23 protein-coding genes and 1 pseudogene are annotated in these 22679 nt (G+C 34.7%); 9 read left to right on the top strand and 15 right to left on the bottom strand.

What is annotated here, in order from left to right; genetic code table 11:
• Window positions 1-158 precede the first annotated feature (158 nt).
• Window positions 159-1337 carry a mannonate dehydratase gene (gene uxuA / locus QZ657_RS04090; RefSeq protein WP_291965133.1) on the top strand — a complete coding sequence of 393 codons (1179 nt, stop codon included), beginning with the start codon at window positions 159-161 and terminating at the stop codon, window positions 1335-1337.
• 2 nt (window positions 1338-1339) lie between these two features.
• Here the strand turns inward: uxuA and QZ657_RS04085 are convergent, their stop codons facing one another.
• Both QZ657_RS04085 and QZ657_RS04080 read right to left on the bottom strand, forming a co-directional pair.
• Window positions 1340-3577, bottom strand: coding sequence for a c-type cytochrome (locus tag QZ657_RS04085; RefSeq protein ID WP_291965131.1), 2238 nt, complete (start codon window positions 3575-3577; stop codon window positions 1340-1342).
• Window positions 3578-3637: 60 nt separating this feature from the next.
• Window positions 3638-4456, bottom strand: a complete 819-nt coding sequence (locus QZ657_RS04080) for an SDR family oxidoreductase (RefSeq protein ID WP_291961166.1) — start codon at window positions 4454-4456, stop codon at window positions 3638-3640.
• Between the two features lie 335 nt (window positions 4457-4791).
• On the opposite strand from QZ657_RS04080, the gene QZ657_RS04075 reads away from it, so the two are divergent.
• Window positions 4792-5625 carry a DMT family transporter gene (locus QZ657_RS04075; RefSeq protein WP_291965129.1) on the top strand — a complete coding sequence of 278 codons (834 nt, stop codon included), beginning with the start codon at window positions 4792-4794 and terminating at the stop codon, window positions 5623-5625.
• A gap of 70 nt (window positions 5626-5695) precedes the next feature.
• Here the strand turns inward: QZ657_RS04075 and QZ657_RS04070 are convergent, their stop codons facing one another.
• Window positions 5696-5887 carry a hypothetical protein gene (locus tag QZ657_RS04070; RefSeq protein ID WP_291965127.1) on the bottom strand — a complete coding sequence of 64 codons (192 nt, stop codon included), beginning with the start codon at window positions 5885-5887 and terminating at the stop codon, window positions 5696-5698.
• A 273-nt stretch (window positions 5888-6160) separates the two neighbouring features.
• Here QZ657_RS04070 and QZ657_RS04065 point away from each other — a divergent pair, with 273 nt between their 5' ends.
• Window positions 6161-6697, top strand: coding sequence for a lipid-binding SYLF domain-containing protein (locus tag QZ657_RS04065; protein WP_291961171.1), 537 nt, complete (start codon window positions 6161-6163; stop codon window positions 6695-6697).
• A 56-nt stretch (window positions 6698-6753) separates the two neighbouring features.
• Here QZ657_RS04065 and QZ657_RS04060 read toward each other — a convergent pair whose 3' ends face one another.
• Complete coding sequence (locus QZ657_RS04060; protein WP_291961173.1) at window positions 6754-7572, bottom strand: glucose 1-dehydrogenase; 819 nt, start codon at window positions 7570-7572, stop codon at window positions 6754-6756.
• Window positions 7573-7725: 153 nt separating this feature from the next.
• Window positions 7726-8823 carry an aldose epimerase family protein gene (locus QZ657_RS04055; protein WP_366934152.1) on the bottom strand — a complete coding sequence of 366 codons (1098 nt, stop codon included), beginning with the start codon at window positions 8821-8823 and terminating at the stop codon, window positions 7726-7728.
• Between the two features lie 455 nt (window positions 8824-9278).
• Between QZ657_RS04055 and QZ657_RS04050 the strand changes: the two genes are divergently transcribed.
• Window positions 9279-9971, top strand: a complete 693-nt coding sequence (locus tag QZ657_RS04050) for an NUDIX hydrolase (RefSeq protein WP_291961174.1) — start codon at window positions 9279-9281, stop codon at window positions 9969-9971.
• A gap of 73 nt (window positions 9972-10044) precedes the next feature.
• A complete protein-coding gene (locus tag QZ657_RS04045; RefSeq protein ID WP_291965125.1) occupies window positions 10045-11067 on the top strand; it encodes a LacI family DNA-binding transcriptional regulator in 1023 nt (340 codons plus the stop codon).
• Window positions 11068-11134: 67 nt separating this feature from the next.
• Here the strand turns inward: QZ657_RS04045 and QZ657_RS04040 are convergent, their stop codons facing one another.
• From QZ657_RS04040 to uxaC, 4 genes are read right to left on the bottom strand one after another with little or no spacing between them, the layout of a single operon-like run.
• Window positions 11135-12430, bottom strand: a complete 1296-nt coding sequence (locus tag QZ657_RS04040) for a TRAP transporter large permease (RefSeq protein WP_291965219.1) — start codon at window positions 12428-12430, stop codon at window positions 11135-11137.
• The gene (locus QZ657_RS04035; RefSeq protein WP_291965123.1) at window positions 12430-12888 is read right to left on the bottom strand and encodes a TRAP transporter small permease; all 459 of its coding nucleotides are present in this window, start codon (window positions 12886-12888) and stop codon (window positions 12430-12432) included. The genes QZ657_RS04040 and QZ657_RS04035 overlap by 1 nt, the downstream gene beginning before the upstream one ends.
• Window positions 12889-12894: 6 nt before the next feature.
• A complete protein-coding gene (locus tag QZ657_RS04030; protein WP_291965122.1) occupies window positions 12895-13872 on the bottom strand; it encodes a TRAP transporter substrate-binding protein in 978 nt (325 codons plus the stop codon).
• Between the two features lie 41 nt (window positions 13873-13913).
• Window positions 13914-15332, bottom strand: a complete 1419-nt coding sequence (uxaC, locus tag QZ657_RS04025) for a glucuronate isomerase (RefSeq protein WP_291965121.1) — start codon at window positions 15330-15332, stop codon at window positions 13914-13916.
• Window positions 15333-15861: 529 nt separating this feature from the next.
• On the opposite strand from uxaC, the gene QZ657_RS04020 reads away from it, so the two are divergent.
• The gene (locus QZ657_RS04020) at window positions 15862-16083 is read left to right on the top strand and encodes a hypothetical protein (protein WP_036157855.1); all 222 of its coding nucleotides are present in this window, start codon (window positions 15862-15864) and stop codon (window positions 16081-16083) included.
• A 132-nt stretch (window positions 16084-16215) separates the two neighbouring features.
• On the opposite strand, the gene QZ657_RS04015 is transcribed toward QZ657_RS04020, so the two are convergent.
• Genes QZ657_RS04015 through QZ657_RS03995 form a run of 5 tightly spaced genes read right to left on the bottom strand, consistent with a single transcriptional unit; the run spans window position 16216 to window position 19806 of the window.
• Window positions 16216-16491: an ATP-dependent Clp protease adaptor ClpS gene (locus QZ657_RS04015; RefSeq protein WP_276472128.1), complete on the bottom strand. Its 276-nt coding sequence runs from the start codon at window positions 16489-16491 to the stop codon at window positions 16216-16218.
• 20 nt (window positions 16492-16511) lie between these two features.
• Window positions 16512-17348, bottom strand: a complete 837-nt coding sequence (prmA, locus tag QZ657_RS04010) for a 50S ribosomal protein L11 methyltransferase (RefSeq protein WP_291965119.1) — start codon at window positions 17346-17348, stop codon at window positions 16512-16514.
• 14 nt (window positions 17349-17362) lie between these two features.
• On the bottom strand, window positions 17363-18112 hold the full coding sequence (tpiA, locus tag QZ657_RS04005) for a triose-phosphate isomerase (RefSeq protein ID WP_291965117.1): 750 nt from the start codon (window positions 18110-18112) through the stop codon (window positions 17363-17365).
• Between the two features lie 40 nt (window positions 18113-18152).
• A complete protein-coding gene (locus QZ657_RS04000) occupies window positions 18153-19250 on the bottom strand; it encodes a BT_3928 family protein (RefSeq protein WP_291961186.1) in 1098 nt (365 codons plus the stop codon).
• Window positions 19251-19257: 7 nt separating this feature from the next.
• Entirely contained in the window at window positions 19258-19806 is a 549-nt protein-coding gene (locus QZ657_RS03995; protein WP_291961188.1) for a DUF1599 domain-containing protein, read from the bottom strand.
• Window positions 19807-19909: 103 nt separating this feature from the next.
• On the opposite strand from QZ657_RS03995, the gene folP reads away from it, so the two are divergent.
• The 3 genes from folP to QZ657_RS03980 are packed head-to-tail and all read left to right on the top strand — an operon-like array spanning window position 19910 to window position 22365.
• Complete coding sequence (folP, locus tag QZ657_RS03990) at window positions 19910-20740, top strand: dihydropteroate synthase (protein WP_291965217.1); 831 nt, start codon at window positions 19910-19912, stop codon at window positions 20738-20740.
• Between the two features lie 48 nt (window positions 20741-20788).
• Window positions 20789-21574, top strand: coding sequence for a diadenylate cyclase (locus QZ657_RS03985; RefSeq protein ID WP_036152587.1), 786 nt, complete (start codon window positions 20789-20791; stop codon window positions 21572-21574).
• Window positions 21574-22365 carry a DUF3667 domain-containing protein gene (locus tag QZ657_RS03980; protein WP_291961192.1) on the top strand — a complete coding sequence of 264 codons (792 nt, stop codon included), beginning with the start codon at window positions 21574-21576 and terminating at the stop codon, window positions 22363-22365. Before QZ657_RS03985 ends, QZ657_RS03980 begins: the two co-directional genes overlap by 1 nt.
• A gap of 8 nt (window positions 22366-22373) precedes the next feature.
• Here the strand turns inward: QZ657_RS03980 and QZ657_RS03975 are convergent.
• Window positions 22374-22679: pseudogene (locus QZ657_RS03975) on the bottom strand (ABC transporter ATP-binding protein); the annotation flags it as partial.

Raw genomic sequence — 22679 nt, 5'->3', positions numbered from 1 at the left:
ATAGCTTCTAGAATAGATGATTCATTTGAAGTTGATGAAGCTACAGGTCGTATTTTTAATAGGGAAGCCATGAAATTATGGTCTAGAACCTATGAGCCAGGTTGGGAAATAAAAGATGTGTAATTCTAATAAATTATCTTAGAAACTTATTTAAACTAATGGAACAGACATGGCGTTGGTACGGACCAAATGATCCAGTATCGTTAACAGATATAAAGCAAGCAGGTGCAACAGGTATAGTTAGCGCATTACATCATATTCCCAACGGAGTTATATGGTCCGTAGATGAAATAATGAAGCGAAAAAACACTATTGAAGCTGCCGGCTTAACGTGGTCGGTCGTAGAAAGTGTTCCAATTCATGAGCAAATAAAGACCCAAAAAGGTGATTATACAACCTATTACGACAACTACAAACAAACTATTACCAATCTTGGACAATGTGGCATAGATACAGTTTGCTACAATTTTATGCCCGTTTTAGATTGGACACGTACCAATTTAGATTACGAAGTGGCAGATGGCTCTACCGCGCTTCGGTTTGAAGCTAATTCATTTGCTGCCTTTGAATTATATCTGTTAAAAAGACCTGGAGCGGAAAACACCTATACCGAGACACAAAAAAATGCTGCCAAAGCCTATTTTCAAACGCTTTCAGAAGCGGACAAAAACAAGCTTATCAGTAACATAATAGCCGGTTTACCTGGTGCTGAAGAAGGGTACACATTAGAGGAATTCAATGAAATTTTAGCAACCTATGATGCCATAGGACCAAAAGAATTGAAGAAAAATCTATTTGAATTTTTATCTGCAATTATTCCGGTAGCCGAAGCATCGGGTATTCGTATGTGTATTCATCCAGACGACCCGCCTTTTCCTATCTTAGGTTTACCACGAGTGGTAAGTACGGAACAAGATATTGTTGATCTTTATAAAGCCGTTGATAGCCCTAATAACGGATTAACATTTTGTACAGGGTCTTTTGGTGTAAGACCGGACAATGATTTACCGGGCATGGTAGACCGTTTAGGAGATCGAATTCACTTTATTCATTTACGTAGTACACAGCGCGATGCCGATGGTAATTTTCATGAAGCGAATCATTTAGAAGGTGATGTTGATATGTACTCGGTAATGAAAGCGTTGATCAATGAGCAAAATAAAAGAAAGGCCGCTGGTCGTAAAGACACTAGAATGCCCTTACGCCCAGATCACGGCCATAAAATGTTAGACGACCTTAGAAAGAAAACCAATCCGGGATATTCCGGCATTGGTAGACTTAGAGGTTTAGCGGAATTAAGAGGTTTGGAAATGGGAATTAGAAAAAGCTTAAAATAGTTCTATTTTCTATCTAAAGCTTGTAATTCCGGTTCGGTAAACTCCATCCCCGTAGATGATTTTACGTTTCGCAACTCACTAATTCGCTTGTTGCTTAAACTTCTGGATCGATCAGAAAAAGCATTGGTTACATATGATATAATATTGGCAATATCTTGATCGCTTATAGATTCATTTCTAATAAGTCCGGGCATTGCCAAATTTATATCATAACGTTCTCCGTTTACATGAACAGGACCTTCCAGCCCGTGTAATATAATCAATGCCAAACGCTCTGTATTCTTAACATGCTCAGATCCCATAAGTGGTGGTGCCAAACCATCAATACCTTTACCATCTGCGCCGTGACACGAGGCGCAAATTTGAAAAAACATTTTAGATCCACTAGTACGCGTATCTTCACGTATTACTTCACGAGTATAAATAGCATTCTTCTTATCAGATTTTCTATTGGTAATGGCATTTTCAAGTTTACTGAGGAAAGGGGTGTTTTTGAGGTTGTTCTTTATGACCTGATCATTATATAAAACGGTATCTACTTTTTCTAAACCACTAATTGCAGCATCCATTACAGTGGTATTCATCTCCCTTCGTTTCAAAATTTCGGTTAACAAAGGCTGAAATTGATGGTTATCAATTTTAACCCAGTGACCTAGAACATTGGCTAGGTATACATCTAAACCTAATTCATTCCTATCCAAAGCACTCTTAAAAATAGGACTTGCCTGTTCAATTGACTTTTCTAAAATAAAATCTTTTGAAATCACCAAAGCATGAGAGGCTACTTCACTATTACTTTTTTCTATAACACTTGCAAGAAAATCAAAGGACAAGGCATTCCAGCCTTCCAAAACGTAAAGTGCATGTAGTTGACCTAAAGGATTCTTATTGTTCAATGCAAGGTCTTTAACATCGTCAATAACTGTTTTCAGCTCCTTAAAGATTAAAAAATGCTGGGCACGATCACGAATCCATCCATTATCACTTTCTAGCAAAGAGACCAATTCACTACCATTTAAGGAATCAAAATCCGTTGAATAATCATTAGTTGCATTATTATGGGATACCTTTAAAATCCTTCCGAAGTTAACAATCGTATCCAACTCTTTAGCCTTTGCTTTATCCCGTAGATACGGACTCATATATGCATGATGCCCGATCATACCTCTATGCATATCTACCACATACATACTACCATCGGGGCCGTTTTTTAAGCTTACCGGTCTAAACCCTTCATCTAAAGAGGTTATAAATTCCTTATTCTGCCAAACTTGTTCTGCTTTGGTAGCATCTCCCGTAAAGTTTAAACGCAAACGCTTTATCAAATTTCCTTCAGGAATACATACGAAAACATTCTCGGAATAAGATTGAGTAAAACTCCCTCCTCTATAAACCAATGGACTACAAGCTGCCGTAGCATTGACGAGTAAGCTATCTGCATTCAAAACTCCCTTTGCATACCCTCTATTTACAGATCCAGCAAAAACAGGGTACACCCTTTGATCATTGGTCAATAGTTTATCTACGCTAGCTTTAGGTGTATAATATTGGTTATCTATCAGCGTATTTGGCACCACGTAATCTCCCAATAAAATTCTAGAATTATCATTGTAGTAAAGTCGGCCAAAATTATCATGGGTAATGCCCCATTGGCCTCTAAACGTCGTGGGTTCTTTTTCCCAAACACCATCAATTCTTCGATATCTAAAATTAGACTTTGCATTATATATCCAATTATCAATATTCAGTTCCAATCCGTTTGGCTGGTGCTCCGGGTTACCTTCAACCGCATAAATTGAATCGACCATAACTTTGTTTACCGGCTTATCATTTTCAATATCCACAAACCATAAATATGGAGGTTCTGCATACAGTAAACCACCATAAACGTGCGCCAAGGCACGAGGCATTACCAAACTATCCATAAATATTTTAGAATGATCTGCAACACCGTCTTCATCCAAGTCTTCAAGAATAACAATACTGCCGGAAGGTTCTTCTTCACCAGACCCTTGAAGATCGTTCATATACCCAGGCATTTGCGCTACCCAAATTCTACCTTTAGCATCAAAATCTATGGCAACAGGAGCTTTGAGAAGTGGTTCTGCCGCCAAAACCTTTAAGTTGAATCCGTCCTCTACAACATATGAATCTAGAGATACTTCTGTTTCATCATAACCTGAATTACAAGAGATTAAAAGACAGAAGAAAACAAGTAAACTATAAAAAATTAAGCGCATAGAAAATAAGGGTAATTTAAGTAATCGATTACAAGAATAGCCAAACTTTAAAAATTGTATTTAGACTCCAGAAAAGGAAGTAAAGCCACCATCCACATCAAAAATACTACCGGTTACAAAACTAGATGCATCACTAAGCAAGTAATGAACCATACCATTTAACTCAGACGCATCACCAAATCTACCCATTGGTGTATTTTTAATTATACTGTTACCTCTTTCGGTAAAAGAACCGTCCTCATTGGTCAACAAACGTCTATTTTGATTACCTATAAAAAACCCGGGCGCAACGGCATTTACCCTAATTTTATCTCCATGTTTAGAAGCCAGTTCATTGGCCATCCATTTGGTGAAAATATCTACGGCACTCTTGGCCATTGAATACCCAAGAACTCTAGAAATAGTTTGCTTTGCGGCCATTGAAGAAATATTTACAATTGAGCCATAGCCCTGCTCTACCATTAATTCACTTAAAATTACAGTTGGTATAACCGTACCGAATAAATTGATATCGACAACCTTTCTAGTATCACCCATAGCAATATCCCTAATTGTTTGGTCTGGCTTTAAGGTTGCTCCCGGAATATTTCCGCCAGCTAGGTTTACTAGTCCGTCAAGGTGTTTAAATTCTTCTTTTATATTATTCTTCAATTTAACAAGTTCAGACTCGTCCATGACATCAACCTTAAAAACGAATGTACTATTAGGTACAAGCGCATTCAGCTCGTTCTGCTTATCCTTTAATTTATCTTCTGATCTTCCTAACAATAAAACTTTGGCACCATTTTCAACTAAATATTGGGCAATGGATCCACCTAAGGTTCCTGTCCCGCCTGAAAGTGCATAATTTTTATCTTTTAAGGATAATAATTCGTTCATTTTATATTAATTAAATAATTATCAGCGTATCATTTTAAGAAACAAATGAAATACACACATCTATCTTATAATGCCAAGTTAAGAGATCTAAAAAAATCAAACGGCAATCTATATCAATAATAATTTTGCTCAATAAAATAACTAAAAATGCTTAGGCTAAATATCCAAACATTCTGCCTAAGATTGAAAGGATACGACAAAAGAAAATAGAACAGTTATAATTCTTACCTCAATTTTCAGATTATCATAAAAGTTATAACTAAATAGATATTTTAAATAGCATAGGTACTTTATTCATATTGTCCCCAGTAACTTTGCACATTCAATTCTAGACCGTGAAGAAAGCAATTCTATTTATGATTATTAGTACGTTTTCATTCAGCTTAATGAACTCGTTCGTAAAATACTTAGATCATTTCCCCACATTTGAAATTGTCTTTTTTAGAACTATAGGCTCCTTAATTTTAGGTACCTCTTACATATTAATAAAAGGGATACCTATTCTAGGAAACAATCGTAAATATATGATTTATAGAGCCCTAGCAGGATTAACGGCTATGAGCTTATTTTTTATGTCATTAAAATATTTACCCGTTGGCACGGCGGTATCATTAAGATACCTTGCCCCTATCTATGCCGCTATATTCGCGGTATTTTTACTTAAGGAAAGGCTAAAACCCATACAATGGTTTTTATTTTTGTTTGCGTTTGCAGGTGTTTTGGTTTTAAAAGGATTTGATAAAAATATAGATACTACCGGCTTATTACTTGTATTGGCAGCATCTATTTTTAGCGGGCTGGTCTATGTCTTGATACGTAAAATAGGCAACGGCGACCACCCATTGGTTATCGTTAATTACTTCATGTTTACCGGTACCGTTATTGGAGGTATATTGAGTATCCGTAATTGGGTCAACCCTATAGGTATTGATTGGTTATTATTATCAAGCTTGGGCATTTTTGGCTTTTTTGGTCAAGTGTTCATGACCAAAGCTTTTCAAATTGCGAAAACAAATTTGGTAGCACCGTTAAAATATATAGAAGTAATATTTACGATAACCGTTGGTATTTTTTGGTTTGGTGATATCTACTCGCTTTGGAGTCTTTTGGGAATTATAATGATCATTGGCGCCTTAATAGCAAACATTCTAGTTGGTAAGAGAAGTTAAAAATCTGGTTAGAAACAGACCTGCCCATTACATTGAATGGGCAAATTTTAGTATTGGTTGAGAAATTTAATTATTTACGGGGTGCTTCATGCTCTGCCAAGCTATTGTTCACATCTACCAAAGAACTAACAATTGCAGAACTTACTTCACTTTCAATTTCTTCGTAATTATTGAGGTAATAAATTGCAGTAAGCATCAATGCCAAGACTATTAGCATGTTCGCAATAGTTTTTGAATCTATTATATTTTCATTATTCGCCATCTCACGTCTCTTTAAATCTTTTATGAATATAAAACTTATAGAATTAATTAACAAATTTTTAAGAATTACATTGAAACCGTAATTTGTTTCATTTAAGGCAGTTACACCTTCAATGTAAGCATCCTAAAGTAAATTTTAACTTTCAATTAACTGATTTACAAATACTTAACATTCATTTGAGCTAAAACTAAGAGGGATTAAGGTAAAGAACGTAGAGCCGGGATCGTAAATTTGAATTAAAGAAAAAATTATAAATCTTTAAAAATAGAACAAATGAAAATTTTAAAATCGATAACATTCGCAACCATATTATTTTTAGCGATAGGGGTAAATGCCCAAAGTACGAAAGACAAGAAAATTATTAAGGATGCCGATAATGCCAAAGAAAAACTAATGACTATGGAAGTTGGTCTAGATCAATTTTTCAATAATTCTGCGGGATATGTAATTTTCCCTAATGTAGGAAAAGGCGGTTTTATCATTGGTGGTGCATCGGGTAATGGTGTTGTATATGAAAATGGTGAAATGGTAGGTATGGCCGATCTGAAAAAACTAAGTGTAGGTCTACAAGCAGGTGGACAAGCTATTACCGAGGTAATATTCTTTGAAACCGAGGAAGATTTAGCCGAATTTAAAGAAGGTGATTTTGAATTTTCTGCTGAAGCATCAGCGGTAGCATTAAAATCCGGTGTATCTGTTAATGCAAAATATAGAGATGGTGTTGCAGTATTTGCATTACCAAAAGCCGGTCTGATGGCCGATGCATCTGTAGGCGGACAAAAGTTTGATTATACTCCTATAATGAAATAAACATTGTACCAACAATAAAAAAAGCCACCCATTGGGTGGCTTTTTTTTGTCTTATTTTATCCATTGGCGGTAAAACCCGGATAACAGGTCATACCACCGTCTACAAAAATTGTTGTTCCATTTATATATTCAGACTCATCTGATGCCAACCAACTTGCTACACTACCAATATCATCCGGCACACCAATTTGTTTGTACGGTATTAAATTTAGCATACCTTCCCTCCCTTCCTTTGTACTCCATACATCTTTATTGATATCCGTTTTAATTGCACCGGGTGCAATGGAATTACAACGTATTTTATCCGGTCCATATTCCTGACAAATAGTTTGCATAAGCATGACCAGGCCACCTTTACTTGCTGCATAATTAGCATGACCTGCCCATGGTATAACTTCATGCACAGAACTCATATGTATAATTTTACCTAAAGAATTTGACACTTTAGGTCGCATACCCCTTCTCTTAAATTCTATTATAGCCTCTTTGGCACATAGAAATTGACCTGTAAGATTCACGTCTATCACTCTTTGCCAATCAGATAATGGCATTTCATGTATAGGGTGGTCTAACTGTAAACCGGCATTTGCAACACATACATCAACAGTACCAAATTTTGATACCGTTTTTTGGAACATATTCTGCACCTCATCTTCTTTACTAACATCGCATTTGATTACAATGGCATCTCCACATTCAGAATTCTCACTGATCCAATGTGCAACTTCTTCCGCCTCTTCTTTACTACTGTGATAATTAATAACAACATTGGCACCTTCCATACCCATAGCTTTAGCTACCGCTTCGCCAATACCATCACTAGAACCTGTAACAATACAGGTCTGTTCTTCTAATCTTTTATTTGGTTTTTGCATAATATATCATTTTATGGAACTAAATGTATTTTGAATTTATGAATCTAATTACCTCAATAACCAAAATTAATAGTACAGCGCATGCATATTAGAAATTAAAATTTAACACAAAAATTCTGAGAATGGCTAAATATTGACCAAGCTAAAAACCGACTAAGCAACAGAAAATTTGAAGGTTGTTTTGGTAGCATATTTTTCTCCGGGAACAAGCCTAGTACTAGGAAACTGTGGCTGATTTGGAGAATCAGGGAAATGTTGCGTCTCAAAACAGAATCCGCTTCTCTTTTTATATACTCCACCAGTTGGTATTCGCAATGTACCATCTAAAAAATTACCGGTATAAAACTGCATTCCCGGTTGATCTGTTAGAATCTCCATAAGTCTGCCCGTTAGAGAATGGTAAGCAGTGGCAACGGAACGATAACCTTTTGCCGCCCCGTTCAAAACCCAACAATGATCAAAACCATCGGCAATTTTAATTTGCTCGTTGTCATTATCTAATGCATTGCTAACTCTAATTGAAGACCTAAAATCAAAAGGCGAATTATCCACAGATTGTAATTCTCCATTTGGTATCAATGAATTATTTACCGGTACAAACCTATCCGCATTAATCTTTACTTCATGGTCCGTGATTGCTTTTGTGAAATCTCCCGATAAATTAAAATACGAATGCTGCGTCAAATTTACAACGGTTGTTTTATCTGTGGTAGCTTCACACAAAACATCAAGACTGTTATTGGTATGCAAAGTGTAAGTTACCGTTGTCTTTAAATTACCTGGAAAGCCTTCTTCCATATCCTTACTAACGTAACTTAATTTTAAAGAGACAAATGTTGATGATTCTTTGACTTCCTCTACATCCCAAATTACTTTATCGAAACCTTTTACACCACCATGCAAAGAATTGGTTCCATTATTTTGTGCCAGAATATATTTCTCACCATCTAATTTAAATTTTCCATTGGCAATTCTGTTTCCATAACGCCCTACTATTGCTCCAAAAAATGGATTTTCATTTTCGTACAACTCTAAATTTGCAAGAGTAAGAACAACATTATCTAAATCCCCTTTTTTATCCAACGTTTTTATAGATGTAATTCTGCCACCGTACGTAATAATATTTACCTCTATACCGTCATTTTTCTTAAGCTGTAATAACTCCACATCCTCATTGAAAGAGGTTCGCCCATAATGGCTCCTATTAATAGTTAGTATTTTTTGTAAATCTTCATTTACTATATTTTTCATATTCTCATCATTAATTGCAATAGTTTATAAAAACAGTAGGAACAAAACATAATAAACTATTGATTTTGTAATCTTTTTTAAACCTGTATAATAATTCAACAATCTAATGTTAAGTAATATAATTATATAAACATTAAGTGTTAAAAAATTAATTTTTACTTATTATGATGTTAACTTCAACTTGTCATGAAATGGAAAAATATAGACAATCTCCGTACTATTTTTTAACACGAAAACAGAGACAAAAATTAAGGTTGCCGCTGAGTATATCGACAAAAAAATAAATTTACGTTCTATAAAATTACACCTCTTATATTAGTAAGAAAAAAGTTTCTACATACAGATAATCTTCTAATAAATAGCTCACTGTAGGGTTAAAATCTAGTATCAATTATTTTTTCAAGAAATTTAATTCATAAGAATCTTGTTATTTTTAGACCTACAAAAATTAAAACATGGTCTTGAATACATATTGCAAAGAAGACAAAGTCTTGCTTGCCGTAGATTGCATTATTTTTGGATTTTACCAAGAAGAACTAAAAATTTTAGTTGTGAAAAGAGATTTTGAACCGGCAATGGGTGAATGGTCGCTTATTGGTGGTTTTCTTAAACAAAAAGAGAACCTAAACGATGCTGCCTCTAGAATATTAAAAAGATTAACCGGACTCAACAATATTTACATGGAGCAAGTTCATTCTTACTCAAAAGTAGATCGTGACCCTAAAGAAAGAACAATTTCAGTTTCTTATTTTGCACTTATAGATATTGCACATCATTGTAAGGATATCCTAAAAGAAAATCCTATAAAATGGTTTAATCTTAAGGATATGCCCAGTTTAATTTTTGATCATAATAAAATGGTGAAAGATGCAATTACACTGTTGCGTAATAGAATTACCAATAAGCCCGTTGGGTTTGAACTTTTGCCTGAGAAGTTTACCATGCGCCAACTTCAAAAAATGTACGAAGCAATTTTGGATACTGAACTGGATAAAAGAAATTTCATAAATAAGTTCAATTCTTTTGACCTTTTGAGAAAATTGAATGAAAAGGATATGAGCTCATCAAAAAAAGGAGCATTTCTATTTAAATTCGATGAAGACAAGTATCAGAAAAAGTTAGAAGAAGGTTTTTGCTTTAAAATATAGTTTCAATTAGTATTTAAGCCACTTGCAGATAGAATTTTTGGTTCAATAATCGTAAATTCGTTCTACTATTTTTATGAGCAAGAAAGCCACCATTTACGATATTGCAAAAGAGCTTAAAATAACTGCAGCTACGGTTTCTAGAGCTTTGAACAACAATCCTAAAATAAGTAAAAAAACGCGCAATCTTGTTCTTGAGACGGCTGAAAAATTAAATTACAAACAAAACAGGCTTGCCGTGGCACTTAAAAGTGGCAAGAGCAATAATGTTGGCGTAGTAGTACCCTTCATCAATAAAAACTTTTTTGCATCCGTTATTCGCGGTATTGAAGAAGAACTATATCCTAAGGGGTTTCATGTTATTATTTCCCAAACCCATGAAGAGAATGACCGAGAGAAGAAAATTATACAAAATTTAATAAATGCGCAGGTAGATGGTATTCTAGTTTCCACCTCTTTTACAAATGAGAATAAAAATCAATTACATCAAGTTTTAAAAAAATCGTCACCGTTTATATTTTTTGATCGTGTTTTAAAGTTTGATGGCATTAGCACGGTAACAATAGATGATTACCAAGGTGGCTTTGATGCCACCGAACATTTAATTGATCAAGGATACAGAAGAATAGCCCATTTTAACGTAAATCAAAATATTGAACTCTATAGCAACCGATTTAAAGGTTACAAAGACGCTCTTATAAAACATGGTATTACATATAACAGTGATTACATAATTACCATAAAAAACAATATGGAGGCAGGTAAGGAAGCTGCAAAAAAACTAATGGAACTGCCCGTACCACCAGATGCCATTTTCTCTTCTACCGATAACGGTCTATTAGGTGCCGTTAAATTTTTACAGAGTAAGTCTTTTAGAATACCTAAAGATGTTGGCGTAGTGGGCTTTAGTAATGAGCCGTTTACTCAGTTTTTGGAGCCATCTATCAGTTCTGTAGACCAATCACCCGTAGAAATGGGAAAGATGGCAGCTAAAGTTTTCTTGGAACAAATTGAAAACAAAACTGTAACAAAAACTAACACCAATGTTGTGCTTCCGGCAAGATTGATCGTTAGGAAATCATCAAGCAAGGTAAAATAGGTTTTACGCTATAAATTCATTTTTTATCTTCAGTTTCAATCGCGCAATTTATGCGACATACATAATTCTACAAATTGAACAAGCTTGGCAACCATAAGCTTAATTGTGGAATATAAGTGACCAAGAAAAGGGCAATGATCATTGCTATAAACAGCGGCAATAATGGTTTAAACACCTTTTCAATAGTAGTTTTGGCCACACCTACCCCAACAAACAAAACAGAACCTACGGGCGGTGTACATAACCCAATACAAAGATTGAGCACCATGATAATTCCAAAATGCACCGGGTCCAGTCCCAATTTAGTTACAACGGGTAAAAAAATTGGCGTAAAGATCAAAACAGCCGGGGTCATGTCCATAAAAATACCCACGAACAATAATAGTAAGTTGATAATTAAAAGAATAACAATTTTATTATCACTTAAACTTAAAAGTCCTGTACTAATATCTTGCGGAATATTTTCATAGGACAATGCCCATGACATGCACATTGATGATCCGATCAACAACATAACAATTGCCGTGGTAGCTGAAGAATCCAGTAAAATTTGAGGTAATTTAGGTAGGGATATTTCTTTGTAAATAAAACCTAACAACAAGCTATACAAAACTGCAATGGCCGAAGCTTCTGTTGCCGTAAAAATACCGGTAACTATACCGCCAATTACCACTACCAGCATAAATAGACTGGGTAAAGCGTCTATAAATGTTTTCCCAACTTCTTTTAAACTACTGCGTTTACCTACTTTGTACTTCTTCTTTTTTGCCCAAAAAGCGGCTACGATCATTAAAAATAGACCGGTCATAATACCAGGAACGTATCCTGCTAAAAATAGCGCGGCAATAGACGCACCGCCACTTGCCAATGAATAAACGATTAAAACGTTACTAGGTGGTATAATTAAACCTGTAGTTGCAGAAGTGATATTTACCGCTGCACCAAATTCCTTGGAGTACCCTTCCTTTTCCATCTCCGGTCCCAAAATGCTGCCCATTGCGGATGCCGATGCCATTGCAGACCCGGCAATGGCCCCCATTAACATTGCGGCAATAACATTTATTAATGCCAAACCACCAGGAAAAGAACCTACCAAAGTTTTGGCAAATGCAATGAGCCTATGAGCTATACCACCCTTATTCATAAGCTCACCAGACAATACGAAGAATGGAATTGCCAACAAGGCAAAACTGTCCAGACCAGTTGCCATACGTTGAGATACAGTAGTAAATGCCGGCATGGCAGGTATACTCACTAACATGGTCAATAAAGATGAAATTGCTATACTCCAAGCTACAGGCGTCCCTATTGACAGAAAGCATATGAAACTTAATACTAAAACGATAATTGGTAAATGCTCCATCATGAGTTCATTTGTTTTAAGTCAGAAATTTTGTAATACATAATCAACAGGCCACTTATGGGAATAATTAGGTATACAATTGCCAAAGGCAATTGTAATGCTGGTGATTGTTGCCCTAATACATAGGAAATATAAACCAACCTTGAACCACCAATCACAAAAGCGAAAAAAACAAATAGTATGATCAAAAAGGTGACAATTGTTTTTAACTTTTTTTGTGTCTGTTTACTTTGTCTAAGAGGTAAAATATCTATGGCTACGTGCAAATTTTTACCAGAAACATATGCTGCGCCCAATACACCTATCCAAATCATTAAAAAGCGCGCTAATTCATCTGTAAATGAACTAGGGTTACCGGTGACATATCTTGTAAAAACTTGCCAGAGCACATTGATGACCATGATGGACATGATAAGTACCAACGTCTTGCCTAAAACGGAATCTATTTTATTACGCATAGTAAACTATTTAGTTGCTTGAATTTGTTTTATAAGCGGATATATTTCTTGATTATCTTTATAACTATCAAAAATTCCTGAAACCCTTTCTGCAAAAAGAGATTTATCTGGTCTTATTACCTCTACCCCTGCTTTCTGAACTTCACGCAAAGCCTCTTCCTCAGCTTCTGCCCAAAGGATACGCTGATATTTTACCGATTCTTTTACAGACTCGTTCAACCATTTCTGCTCTTGTTCATTTAATTTATCATAAACATAAGTACCTATCAACAAAACATCCGGTAGCACGGTATGTTCATCTAGAGAATAATATTTGCATACTTCATAATGGCGAGAGAGGTAAAAACTTGGTGGATTATTCTCGGCACCATCAACCACACCTTGCTGAAGCGACGTGTAAAGCTCACCCCATGAAATTGGAGTTGGCGAACCACCTAATGCCTTGACCATATTTACAGCGGTAGCACTTTCCATAACACGTATTTTTTCTCCTACTAAATCTTCTGGTTTTTCTATTGGTTTGTTCATGGTATAAAAGCTACGGCTTCCTGCATCATAATACCCTAAACCTTTTAACCAATATTTTTCACCTTCGCTCAACAACATTTCCCCTATAGGGCCATCAAGTACGTTAAAGGAATGTTGACGGTCTCTAAATAGAAATGGTAAACCAAGGACCTTCATTTTGGGGGCAAAATTTTCTAACACCCCCACAGATACTTTAGTCATATCCAAACTACCTATTTGCAGTAGTTCCAGACATTCTCTTTCCGTGCCTAATTGTTGGCTAGGGTAAATTTCAAGCTTTAGTCTACCTCCCGATCGCTCCAATAAATCTTCACCCATTTTAACCATTGCCTTGTGTACGGAGTGGCTAACATCTAGACCATGCCCCAAACGCAATGTTTTTACATCGGTCTGAATTTCACAACCTATGAACGTTATGACCAAAATAAAGAGCGATAGTATTTGAACACTTTTCATATAAATAGATTAACAGGATTAGAAAAGACCTACATTTTTAATTAAAACTTGAAATACTCTTTGGCATTATTGTAACTTATATCTTGAATTATCTTACCCACCAAATCAAAATCTTTTGGCAGTTCTCCTCTCTGCATCTCTTGTCCGAAAAGGTTACAGACAATTCTTCTAAAATATTCATGCCGAGGGAACGAGAGAAATGACCTAGAATCAGTCAACATTCCTATAAAACAACTAATTAGACTCATATTTGACAATGCATTCAACTGCCTTGTCATACCATCTTTTTGATCCATAAACCACCAACCGGAACCAAACTGCATTTTACCTTTTACTTTACCATCGTTATAATTACCTATCATAGTGGCCAAAACTTCATTGTCCGATGGATTTAGATTGTATAAAATAGTTTTGGCTAGTTTATCTTTTCTATCTAAAGCATTTAAAAAGCTGGAAAGAGTTCTGGCTTGCGAATAATCACCTATGGAATCCCAACCAGAATCAGGACCTAGAATTTTGGTCATTCTAGCATTGTTGTTTCGTAAAGCTCCTAAATGAAATTGTTGAATCCACCCGCGAGAATGGTATTGCTCACACAGAAATAATAAGATTGAAGTTTGAAATTTCTCATCTTCCTCTAAAGTCAATTGCTTTTTATTCCTTCTCTTTTGAAAAATGTTTTCAATTTCAGCATCCGTAAACAATCTAAACGGAACGTAACTTAAGCCATGGTCTGACAATGAACATCCATTTTCCTCAAAATAATCTAAACGTAACAAGAGCGCATCACACAAAGATTTATATGAATTAATAGTAACCTTACTTACTGCAGATAACTTTTCTATATAATCAAGATAAGATTCGCTGGAAATTACAATAGCCTTATCGGGCCTAAATGCAGTGCTCACTTTTACATTAAAATGACTGTTCTTAAGTTTTACATGATTATCTAAACTATAAATAGGATCTTCCGTAGTACAGATAACCTCAACATTCATTTTATTAATGAGACTTTGACAACTATACTCAGGTGTTTGAAGTTTTGCTGTTGCATCATCATAAATATCATTTGCAGTGTCTTCATTCAACAGCAGGTCAATATTAAAATAGCGTTTAAGTTCTAAATGTGTCCAATGATATAGCGGGTTCCTTAGGGTATATGGTACAGTCTTGCCCCATTGTAAAAATTTCTCCCTATCTGTAGCATTACCTGTAATAAACTTTTCGTCTATACCAAAAGTTCTCATGGCCCGCCATTTATAATGATCGCCATCATTCCATATTTCTGTAAGGTTCTTAAACTGTCTATTGCTCGCAATTTCAGCTGGCGGCAAATGACAATGGTAATCTATGATAGGCATTTGTGATGCGTAGTCATGAAATAACCTTTGCGAGTATTGATTTTCCAAAAGAAAATCATGGGTAATAAACGTATAATTATTTGCTATAGAATTACTCATTGTTCTTCATTTATTGATTGTCATTTAAATGGTTTACCATCAAAAATGATGTTATGAACATTCCAATCTAAAAAACCTGAATACATAATACACATTGTAAAATATAGCGTTAAAACTTTCGTCCTATTTATAGTTTAAGAAGTCACGACAATTTTACTATCTCATAAAACAGATTAAAATTTTAATGCAATCGATTACACAAATATATCCAATTTTATATATTTAGCAAGTAAATCAATTAGAAAATGTGATAATACCTAATTTTATTAGTAGAAATTGTACGATTCACAACGATACACCTTGAGCTAATGAAATAGCTACGATTATTAAGCCCATTAATGTCAACAAATTGAAATGAGCTAGAAAAATATCCCCAAAATTCTATTAACAACACAAAAAAGAGGTTAAAACATACTTATTTCGTTAAATTGTTCATAAATACTATTATCTAATAGTCCTATAACTATATACAATTGACAAAGAATTGCGTAATTTGAATATTATGTTAACTTTGAAAAAAAAGAAGCAAATGGAGTTACTTGAAAAAGCTCAGGAATTTATAGGTCGAAAAATGAGTAATATGTCTACTAGTGACCGAGTAGAGGCGTCAAGAGAGGCAAAAGCACTTATTTTAAGCATTAACGAAATATACAAGGAAACTAAAGATTCTAACTTGATGGATGTAATGAAAGAAGTTACAGTCAAAAAGAAGAAGATTGAAAAAAGATTGAACGGAGTACCCTTAGTATAAGTTTTATAGATTTACAGACTTATTTAAATTCTCTATAGAGATTTAAAAATAAAAAATCCCTTGATTTGATCAAGGGATTTTTTATTATTGAAAACTTAAAATAAACAACATTCCAAGTTTTACGTGTTTTCATTAAACGATTTCTGCACTTAGCCCAGCCTGTAATAATTTAGAACATTTTGGTTTTAACTCTTCATACTCCCCTGTTTTTACCGTACACTTTCCATTATAATGTACGATCAAGGAACACTGTTCTGCTTGTTCCGGAGAATGTTCACATACAGACATAAGTGTATTTATAACATGGTCAAATGTATTGACTTCATCATTAAAAAGAACGATTTCATTCTGCTGAACCGTTTCTTCTTCTAAAAGTAATTCTTCGGAAATTTCTTCTCTTGTACTCATCATATTCCAATTAATACCTTCTAATTTACATATTTTGCCGCAACCCAATTATTGCGTTCAAGGTTTTTTTCAAATTTTAACGCTAAATCTGTGCATTTTTGTGAAATCATTTTTAAATCTTCTGTATAAAAACCACTTAACAATAAAACACCCCCTGAATTTAAGGATTTCGCATAACTAGGCAAATCCGCTAATAGAATGTTCCTGTTAATGTTTGCAATGATCAAATCATACTTCCTACCTTCAAGCAATGCAACATCGCCTTCGTACACAGAAATGAAATCCATTTTATTACGTGCAACATTCTCTTTAGCATTCAAATAACACCAATTATCAATGTCAATGGCATCAATGTCAGTTGCGCCCCGCATGGCTGCTAAAATTGCTAAAACACCCGTACCACTGCCCATATCTAAAACAGTTTTATTCTTCACATCTAACTGTAGGATATGTTGCAACATCATATGGGTTGTTTCATGATGACCTGTACCAAAACTCATTTTTGGTTCAATTACAATGTCATATTCAACGTTAATAGCTTCATGAAAAGGGGCTCTTATCATACATATATCATCAACTATAATAGGTTGAAAATTTTGCTCCCAAGTAGCGTTCCAGTTCTCTTGCTCTATTTCCCTGTAGTCATATGTAAATTTATATCTGGAATTTTGTAAAATAGGAAGATCTTTTAATATACCTACAGACCATTCAGTTTTTTGAATATATGCCAAAACATCATCTTCCTCTTCTATAAAACTTTCAAAACCGACTTCACCCAATTCTGCAATAAGAAGGTCTGAAGCCGGATCTTTAGGTTCTACCGTAAAACGGTATTCAATATATGTGTTATCGCTCATTTATAAATACTAGCTTATATAGCTTTAATGATAGCAATAAAATCGTCCGCAACTAAAGAAGCGCCACCGATCAAACCACCATCTACGTCTGGTTTAGAAAAGATTTCTTCGGCATTTCCCGGCTTAACACTACCACCATAAAGAATGGTTACGTTATTGGCAATAGTAGCATTAAATGCTTCTGAAATGGTTTTACGAATAAAGGCATGCATTTCTTGAGCTTGCTCAGGAGAAGCCGTTTCACCTGTACCAATTGCCCATACCGGCTCATATGCCAAAACAATTTTGGACCAAGCAGATGGCTCCAAGTTAAAAAGAACGTTCTTTAACTGACTCTCTACCAATTTAAAATGATTACCAGATTTACGATCTTCTAATTCTTCACCAAAGCAAAACATAACACGTATACCTTTACCTAAAGCAGTTGCAACTTTCTTTGAAAGAATTTCATCGTCTTCCCCAAAATAAGCTCTTCTTTCTGAGTGTCCTATAATAGCAGTATCAATACCAATGTTCAATAACATATCTGCAGAGATTTCACCTGTAAACGCCCCACTCTCGGCATAATGCATATTCTGTGCTATAACCTCTATCTTAGAACTTTCTAATGCATGAACTGCGGAAGTTAAATTCACAAATGTTGGTGCTACCATAACTTCTGCACTGGTATCCGGCAATTTTGCAGACAACTCCGCTAAAAGTGTTTCGGTCTCGGCTAAATTCTTATTCATTTTCCAGTTACCTGCTACTATTTTTGCTCTCATGTTGTTTTTGTTTCTAATTATATTGTTTCCGTTTCAAATTTTAATTGAAAATCAAATCTTCTAAATCGTTATAATGCACTTTCTGTTTTATAGTGCCTTTTTCTAAGACCAATACACCAGGATTTGATCTTACTATGGTCTTCAATGTAGTTTCATCGGTAAAGTAGAATTCAAAATCTAAATTATACTCTTTTATCAACGCATTTGTTTGATCAGGACCCGATGCCGACATACCAATTACTTTATAACCCGCTTTTATTGCCTTATCTGCCACTACCTTAATAGTATTGAACTCTTCTAAATTTGATTTTCTTAAATCATACGCAATCACCATTACCAGTTTGGGTTCTTGTAATAAAGAAGCTGCAAAATCTTCACCCTCTTGTTCTATGGTAAAATCATGAACAGGTGGCTCATATCCTGCCTGAATCTCTTCTGTTTCCACATCTATAAACTCACCGTTTACCGAAGGGTAATCTCCTGTGGTCACATGAATTTCTTCATTACCGTTTACATTGAACTTCCATTTATATTCAAAAATAGCTTTTGGAGCATTCTCCGGTACGCTCATACCCTCTTCAATGTTCTTACCAATTTCATAAGGCCTAAAATCTATTACTGGCAAATGGTTCAGCACATAATATACATAACCTATACAGGCAAAAAATGATACCGCTAAGGCTGTCATCAATACTTTTGAATTTACTAAGGGTGTAATAAACTTTCTACCAACATAAATAATCAATATTAGAACCAATAGCACTACATCTTTTGTAAAAGACTCCCAAGGCGTCAACTTTATAGCATCGCCAAAGCAGCCACAATCTGTAACCTTATTGAAATAAGCAGAGTAAAAAGTTAGGAACGTAAAGAATACGATCATCGCAATCAATGTCCATATGGTAATTTTACGTTTATATCCAAGTATTAGCATAACTCCCACCATTACTTCTGCAATCACTACAAGTATAGAAATAGCTAATGCGAACGGAGTTAAAAAAGGCAAATCCAAAACGCCTTGACTAAAGTATTCTTCTAGCTTAAAAGAAAACCCAACAGGGTCGTTCAGTTTTATAAAGCCACTTATAATAAAAAGTACACCAACAAAAATTCTAACGACCCCTACTAAATACTTCATTCAATTCTTATTTTTCTAATTCTGAACCTAAATGTATCAATGCAAAAACTGCATAATTGATCATATCTTGATAATTAGCATCTATACCTTCACTTACCAAGGTTTTGCCTTTGTTGTCCTCAATTTGTTTTACACGAAGAAGTTTCTGTAAAATTAAATCAGTAAGTGAACTTACTCTCATATCTCGCCAAGCTTCACCATAGTCGTGATTCTTGTTCAACATCAATTCTTTGGTGACCTTTATATGCTTGTTATACAATTCAACCGCTTTTTCAGTAGTTAGATCCGGTTGATCGGCAACCCCTAATTCTAGCTGAATCAAGGCCATTACAGAATAATTTATGATACCAATAAACTCAGATCGCTCACCTTCGTCAACCTTTCTAACTTCATTTTCTTGAAGACTACGTATGCGTTGTGCTTTTATAAAAATTTGATCCGTTAACGATGGCAATCGTAATATGCGCCATGCACTACCGTAATCTGACATTTTTTTCTGGTACAGATTTAAACAAACCTGAATTACCTCATCGTATTCCTTTGCCGTATCTAGCATGTAATTCTATCTAATTTGTGTAAATTTCGCTTAAAAAATTGTAACCATCAAGATAGATGGTTTAAACTTGGAAAATGCCACAATTTCCTGATAATAATTGATGATGACCATAAATTGCAACGGTAAACTCATATCACTAGACCAGCCCAATGTAATGGGCATTCTAAACGTTACTCCAGATTCTTTTTTTGACGGAGGAAAATATAAGGACGAATCCAGTATACTGCAACAAGTTGAAAAAATGCTTTTCCAAGGTGCCACCTTTATCGATATTGGTGCCTACAGTTCTAGACCTGGTGCTTTGGAAGTCGATGAAGCAACCGAATTACAGCGAATTACTCCAATTGTCACCCTAATCCTACAGCATTTTCCGGACACCATACTTTCTATTGATACCTTTAGAAGTAATGTTGCCAAAGCATGTATAGAAAGAGGAGCTGCAATAATAAACGATATTTCTGCGGGAGTACAGGATAAAAACATGCTAAGCACAATTGCAGAATTGAAGGTACCCTACATTATGATGCATATGCGCGGAACTCCACAAAATATGCAGCAAAAAACCGGTTACGAAGATATTTTAAAAGAAATACTTTTCTTTTTTTCAGAAAGATTGGCAGCAGCTAAAGCTTTGGGTATTACGGATATGATCATTGATCCAGGTTTCGGTTTTGCAAAAAATTTAAAACAGAACTATGAGCTTTTAAATCACATGGAAGTTTTAAATATGATCGAACATCCACTACTAGCAGGTATCAGTAGAAAATCAATGATTTACAAAACTTTGAATACTACTGCTGAGCATGCATTAAACGGAACAACAGCGTTACATATGGTATGCTTGCAAAAGGGAGCAAAAATATTACGCGTACACGATGTTAAAGAAGCTATGGAATGTATAAAACTCTTTGAACAATTAAATGCTCAGGGTTAAATTGATTTCTTGTTATCTAATTTCTTAATTTTACTAAAACGGTACCGATTGGATTTTTTAAATTTTATTGACTTTAAGATTACGGATGTTCTGGACATCATTTTTGTTGCCGTACTTCTTTACTACATCTACAAGCTTGTTAGAGGGTCTGTTGCCATCAATATTTTTATTGGGATTGTTATAGTTTGGGCTTTTTGGAAATTGACCGAATTATTGGACATGCAAATGATCAGCAGTATGGTAGGGGCTTTTATGCAAGTAGGTCTTATTGCATTGATCATTGTTTTTCAACAAGAGATCAGAAAATTTCTCTTAATGATCGGCTCTACCAATTTTGCGAACAAAAGAAACTTTGTAAAGCATTTTAAATTTTTAAAGCAAGAAGGTTTATCTACTGACACCGATGTTGATGCCATACTTAAAGCCTGTGAAAAAATGGCAAGTAGTAAAACCGGAGCTATTTTGGTTATTGAACGAAACAACTCACTTGATTTTATAAAAAGTACGGGAGACCGTATGAATATTGAAATTAACCAACCTATTTTAGAAAGTATCTTTTACAAGAACAGTACACTTCATGATGGAGCGGCCGTTATTGTTGGTAATTATATAGTTGCTACAAGGGTAATTTTACCGGTATCTAACGAACGTAATATTCCGTTACGTTTTGGCTTACGACATAGAGCGGCCGTAGGTATTAGCGAAAAGACCGATGCAATAAGTATTGTTGTCAGTGAAGAAACAGGACTGATTTCTTACATTAAAAATGGAGAATTTGTGCTGTATGACTCCATAACGCAATTAGGCAATATGATCAAACAAGATTTGGTGTAATGAATTGTAAGAACTGCCAAAGCAACTTAAGAACAGATTTTAGTTATTGTCCTGATTGTGGTGCTAAGGTAATTCGAAATAGACTTACGGTGAAGAATCTTATTAATGATGCCACCGAACGTTTTTTCAATGTTGACAATACTTTTTTAAAAACCTTCAAGCATCTTTTTACAAAACCTGATAAAGTTATTGGAGGCTATATTAATGGTGTAAGAAAGAAATACCTAAACCCAATAAGCTATTTTACGATAGCCCTTACTTTTGGGGGATTATTTGTTTATGTGTACACTGAGTTTTTTCCTGAAGCCTTAGATTTTGATTTTAGATATGAAAATTCTTCATCCTTAACTGAAGCGGAAAAATTTGGACAAGATTTTCAAAAGAAATGGAATACGTATTTATTCAAATATCAAAGTCTTTTTTACATGGCCATGCTACCATTTTTGGCTTTGATTTCAAGACTCGTATTTATCAATAAAAAACAATTCAACCTTAGTGAACATTTTATAATAAATATCTATGCTTACTCACATTTGTCCATAATTATCAATATTATTTATATGTTGATTTTGTGGAATTCTAAATTACTCTACTACGTTTCCATGTTCAATTTAGTATTCCAAATTGGATACTTCACCCGGGTATTTTACAAACTTTATAATTTGACCATAAAGCAGACCATATTAAAACTTTTACTCTTTCTTGTTTTATTTGCTGCAATATGTTTTTTGATGATGATAGTAATTGGGGTTGTTTACATAGCCCTTTTCACAGATACTTTTAAAAAATAGCACCATAATTAAGCAACTTCCTCAGCTAAGAACTGAGCTTCATAAAGATTACTGTAGTATCCTCCCTTTTTTAGTAGCTGTTTGTGCGTACCGGTTTCCACGATATTACCCGCATCCATTACAATAATTTTGTCGGCTTTTTTAATAGTTGCCAATCTGTGGGCAATAACTATAGAGGTTCTTCCCTGAGTTATTTTATCAGTTGCCAATTGTATCAATTGTTCTGAATAGGTATCTACTGAAGATGTAGCCTCGTCTAAAATTAAAATACTAGGGTTGCTAACATAGGCTCTTAAAAAAGCAATTAATTGTCG

This window comes from Maribacter sp. (assembly GCA_020629415.1).
Taxonomy (GTDB): Bacteria; Bacteroidota; Bacteroidia; order Flavobacteriales; family Flavobacteriaceae; genus Maribacter; species Maribacter huludaoensis.
Note: the sequence above shows the minus strand (reverse complement) of the source record. Positions and strands in the feature narration are given on the sequence as shown.

Bases quoted from the DNA above. Each gene is read 5' to 3' on its own strand.
- tpiA (WP_291965117.1), bottom strand. From the start codon at position 18,112: ATGAGAGCAAAAATAGTAGCAGGTAACTGGAAAATGAATAAGAATTTA.
- QZ657_RS04085 (WP_291965131.1), bottom strand. From the start codon at position 3,577: ATGCGCTTAATTTTTTATAGTTTACTTGTTTTCTTCTGTCTTTTAATC.
- folP (WP_291965217.1), top strand. From the start codon at position 19,910: ATGACCATAAATTGCAACGGTAAACTCATATCACTAGACCAGCCCAAT.
- QZ657_RS04040 (WP_291965219.1), bottom strand. From the start codon at position 12,430: ATGGAGCATTTACCAATTATCGTTTTAGTATTAAGTTTCATATGCTTT.
- prmA (WP_291965119.1), bottom strand. From the start codon at position 17,348: ATGAGCGATAACACATATATTGAATACCGTTTTACGGTAGAACCTAAA.
- QZ657_RS04000 (WP_291961186.1), bottom strand. From the start codon at position 19,250: ATGAAGTATTTAGTAGGGGTCGTTAGAATTTTTGTTGGTGTACTTTTT.
- uxaC (WP_291965121.1), bottom strand. From the start codon at position 15,332: ATGAGTAATTCTATAGCAAATAATTATACGTTTATTACCCATGATTTT.
- QZ657_RS04060 (WP_291961173.1), bottom strand. From the start codon at position 7,572: ATGCAAAAACCAAATAAAAGATTAGAAGAACAGACCTGTATTGTTACA.
- QZ657_RS04045 (WP_291965125.1), top strand. From the start codon at position 10,045: ATGAGCAAGAAAGCCACCATTTACGATATTGCAAAAGAGCTTAAAATA.
- QZ657_RS03980 (WP_291961192.1), top strand. From the start codon at position 21,574: ATGAATTGTAAGAACTGCCAAAGCAACTTAAGAACAGATTTTAGTTAT.
- QZ657_RS04070 (WP_291965127.1), bottom strand. From the start codon at position 5,887: ATGGCGAATAATGAAAATATAATAGATTCAAAAACTATTGCGAACATG.
- QZ657_RS04055 (WP_366934152.1), bottom strand. From the start codon at position 8,823: ATGAAAAATATAGTAAATGAAGATTTACAAAAAATACTAACTATTAAT.
- QZ657_RS03995 (WP_291961188.1), bottom strand. From the start codon at position 19,806: ATGCTAGATACGGCAAAGGAATACGATGAGGTAATTCAGGTTTGTTTA.
- QZ657_RS04035 (WP_291965123.1), bottom strand. From the start codon at position 12,888: ATGCGTAATAAAATAGATTCCGTTTTAGGCAAGACGTTGGTACTTATC.
- QZ657_RS04050 (WP_291961174.1), top strand. From the start codon at position 9,279: ATGGTCTTGAATACATATTGCAAAGAAGACAAAGTCTTGCTTGCCGTA.
- QZ657_RS04080 (WP_291961166.1), bottom strand. From the start codon at position 4,456: ATGAACGAATTATTATCCTTAAAAGATAAAAATTATGCACTTTCAGGC.
- uxuA (WP_291965133.1), top strand. From the start codon at position 159: ATGGAACAGACATGGCGTTGGTACGGACCAAATGATCCAGTATCGTTA.
- QZ657_RS04065 (WP_291961171.1), top strand. From the start codon at position 6,161: ATGAAAATTTTAAAATCGATAACATTCGCAACCATATTATTTTTAGCG.
- QZ657_RS04015 (WP_276472128.1), bottom strand. From the start codon at position 16,491: ATGAGTACAAGAGAAGAAATTTCCGAAGAATTACTTTTAGAAGAAGAA.
- QZ657_RS04030 (WP_291965122.1), bottom strand. From the start codon at position 13,872: ATGAAAAGTGTTCAAATACTATCGCTCTTTATTTTGGTCATAACGTTC.
- QZ657_RS04020 (WP_036157855.1), top strand. From the start codon at position 15,862: ATGGAGTTACTTGAAAAAGCTCAGGAATTTATAGGTCGAAAAATGAGT.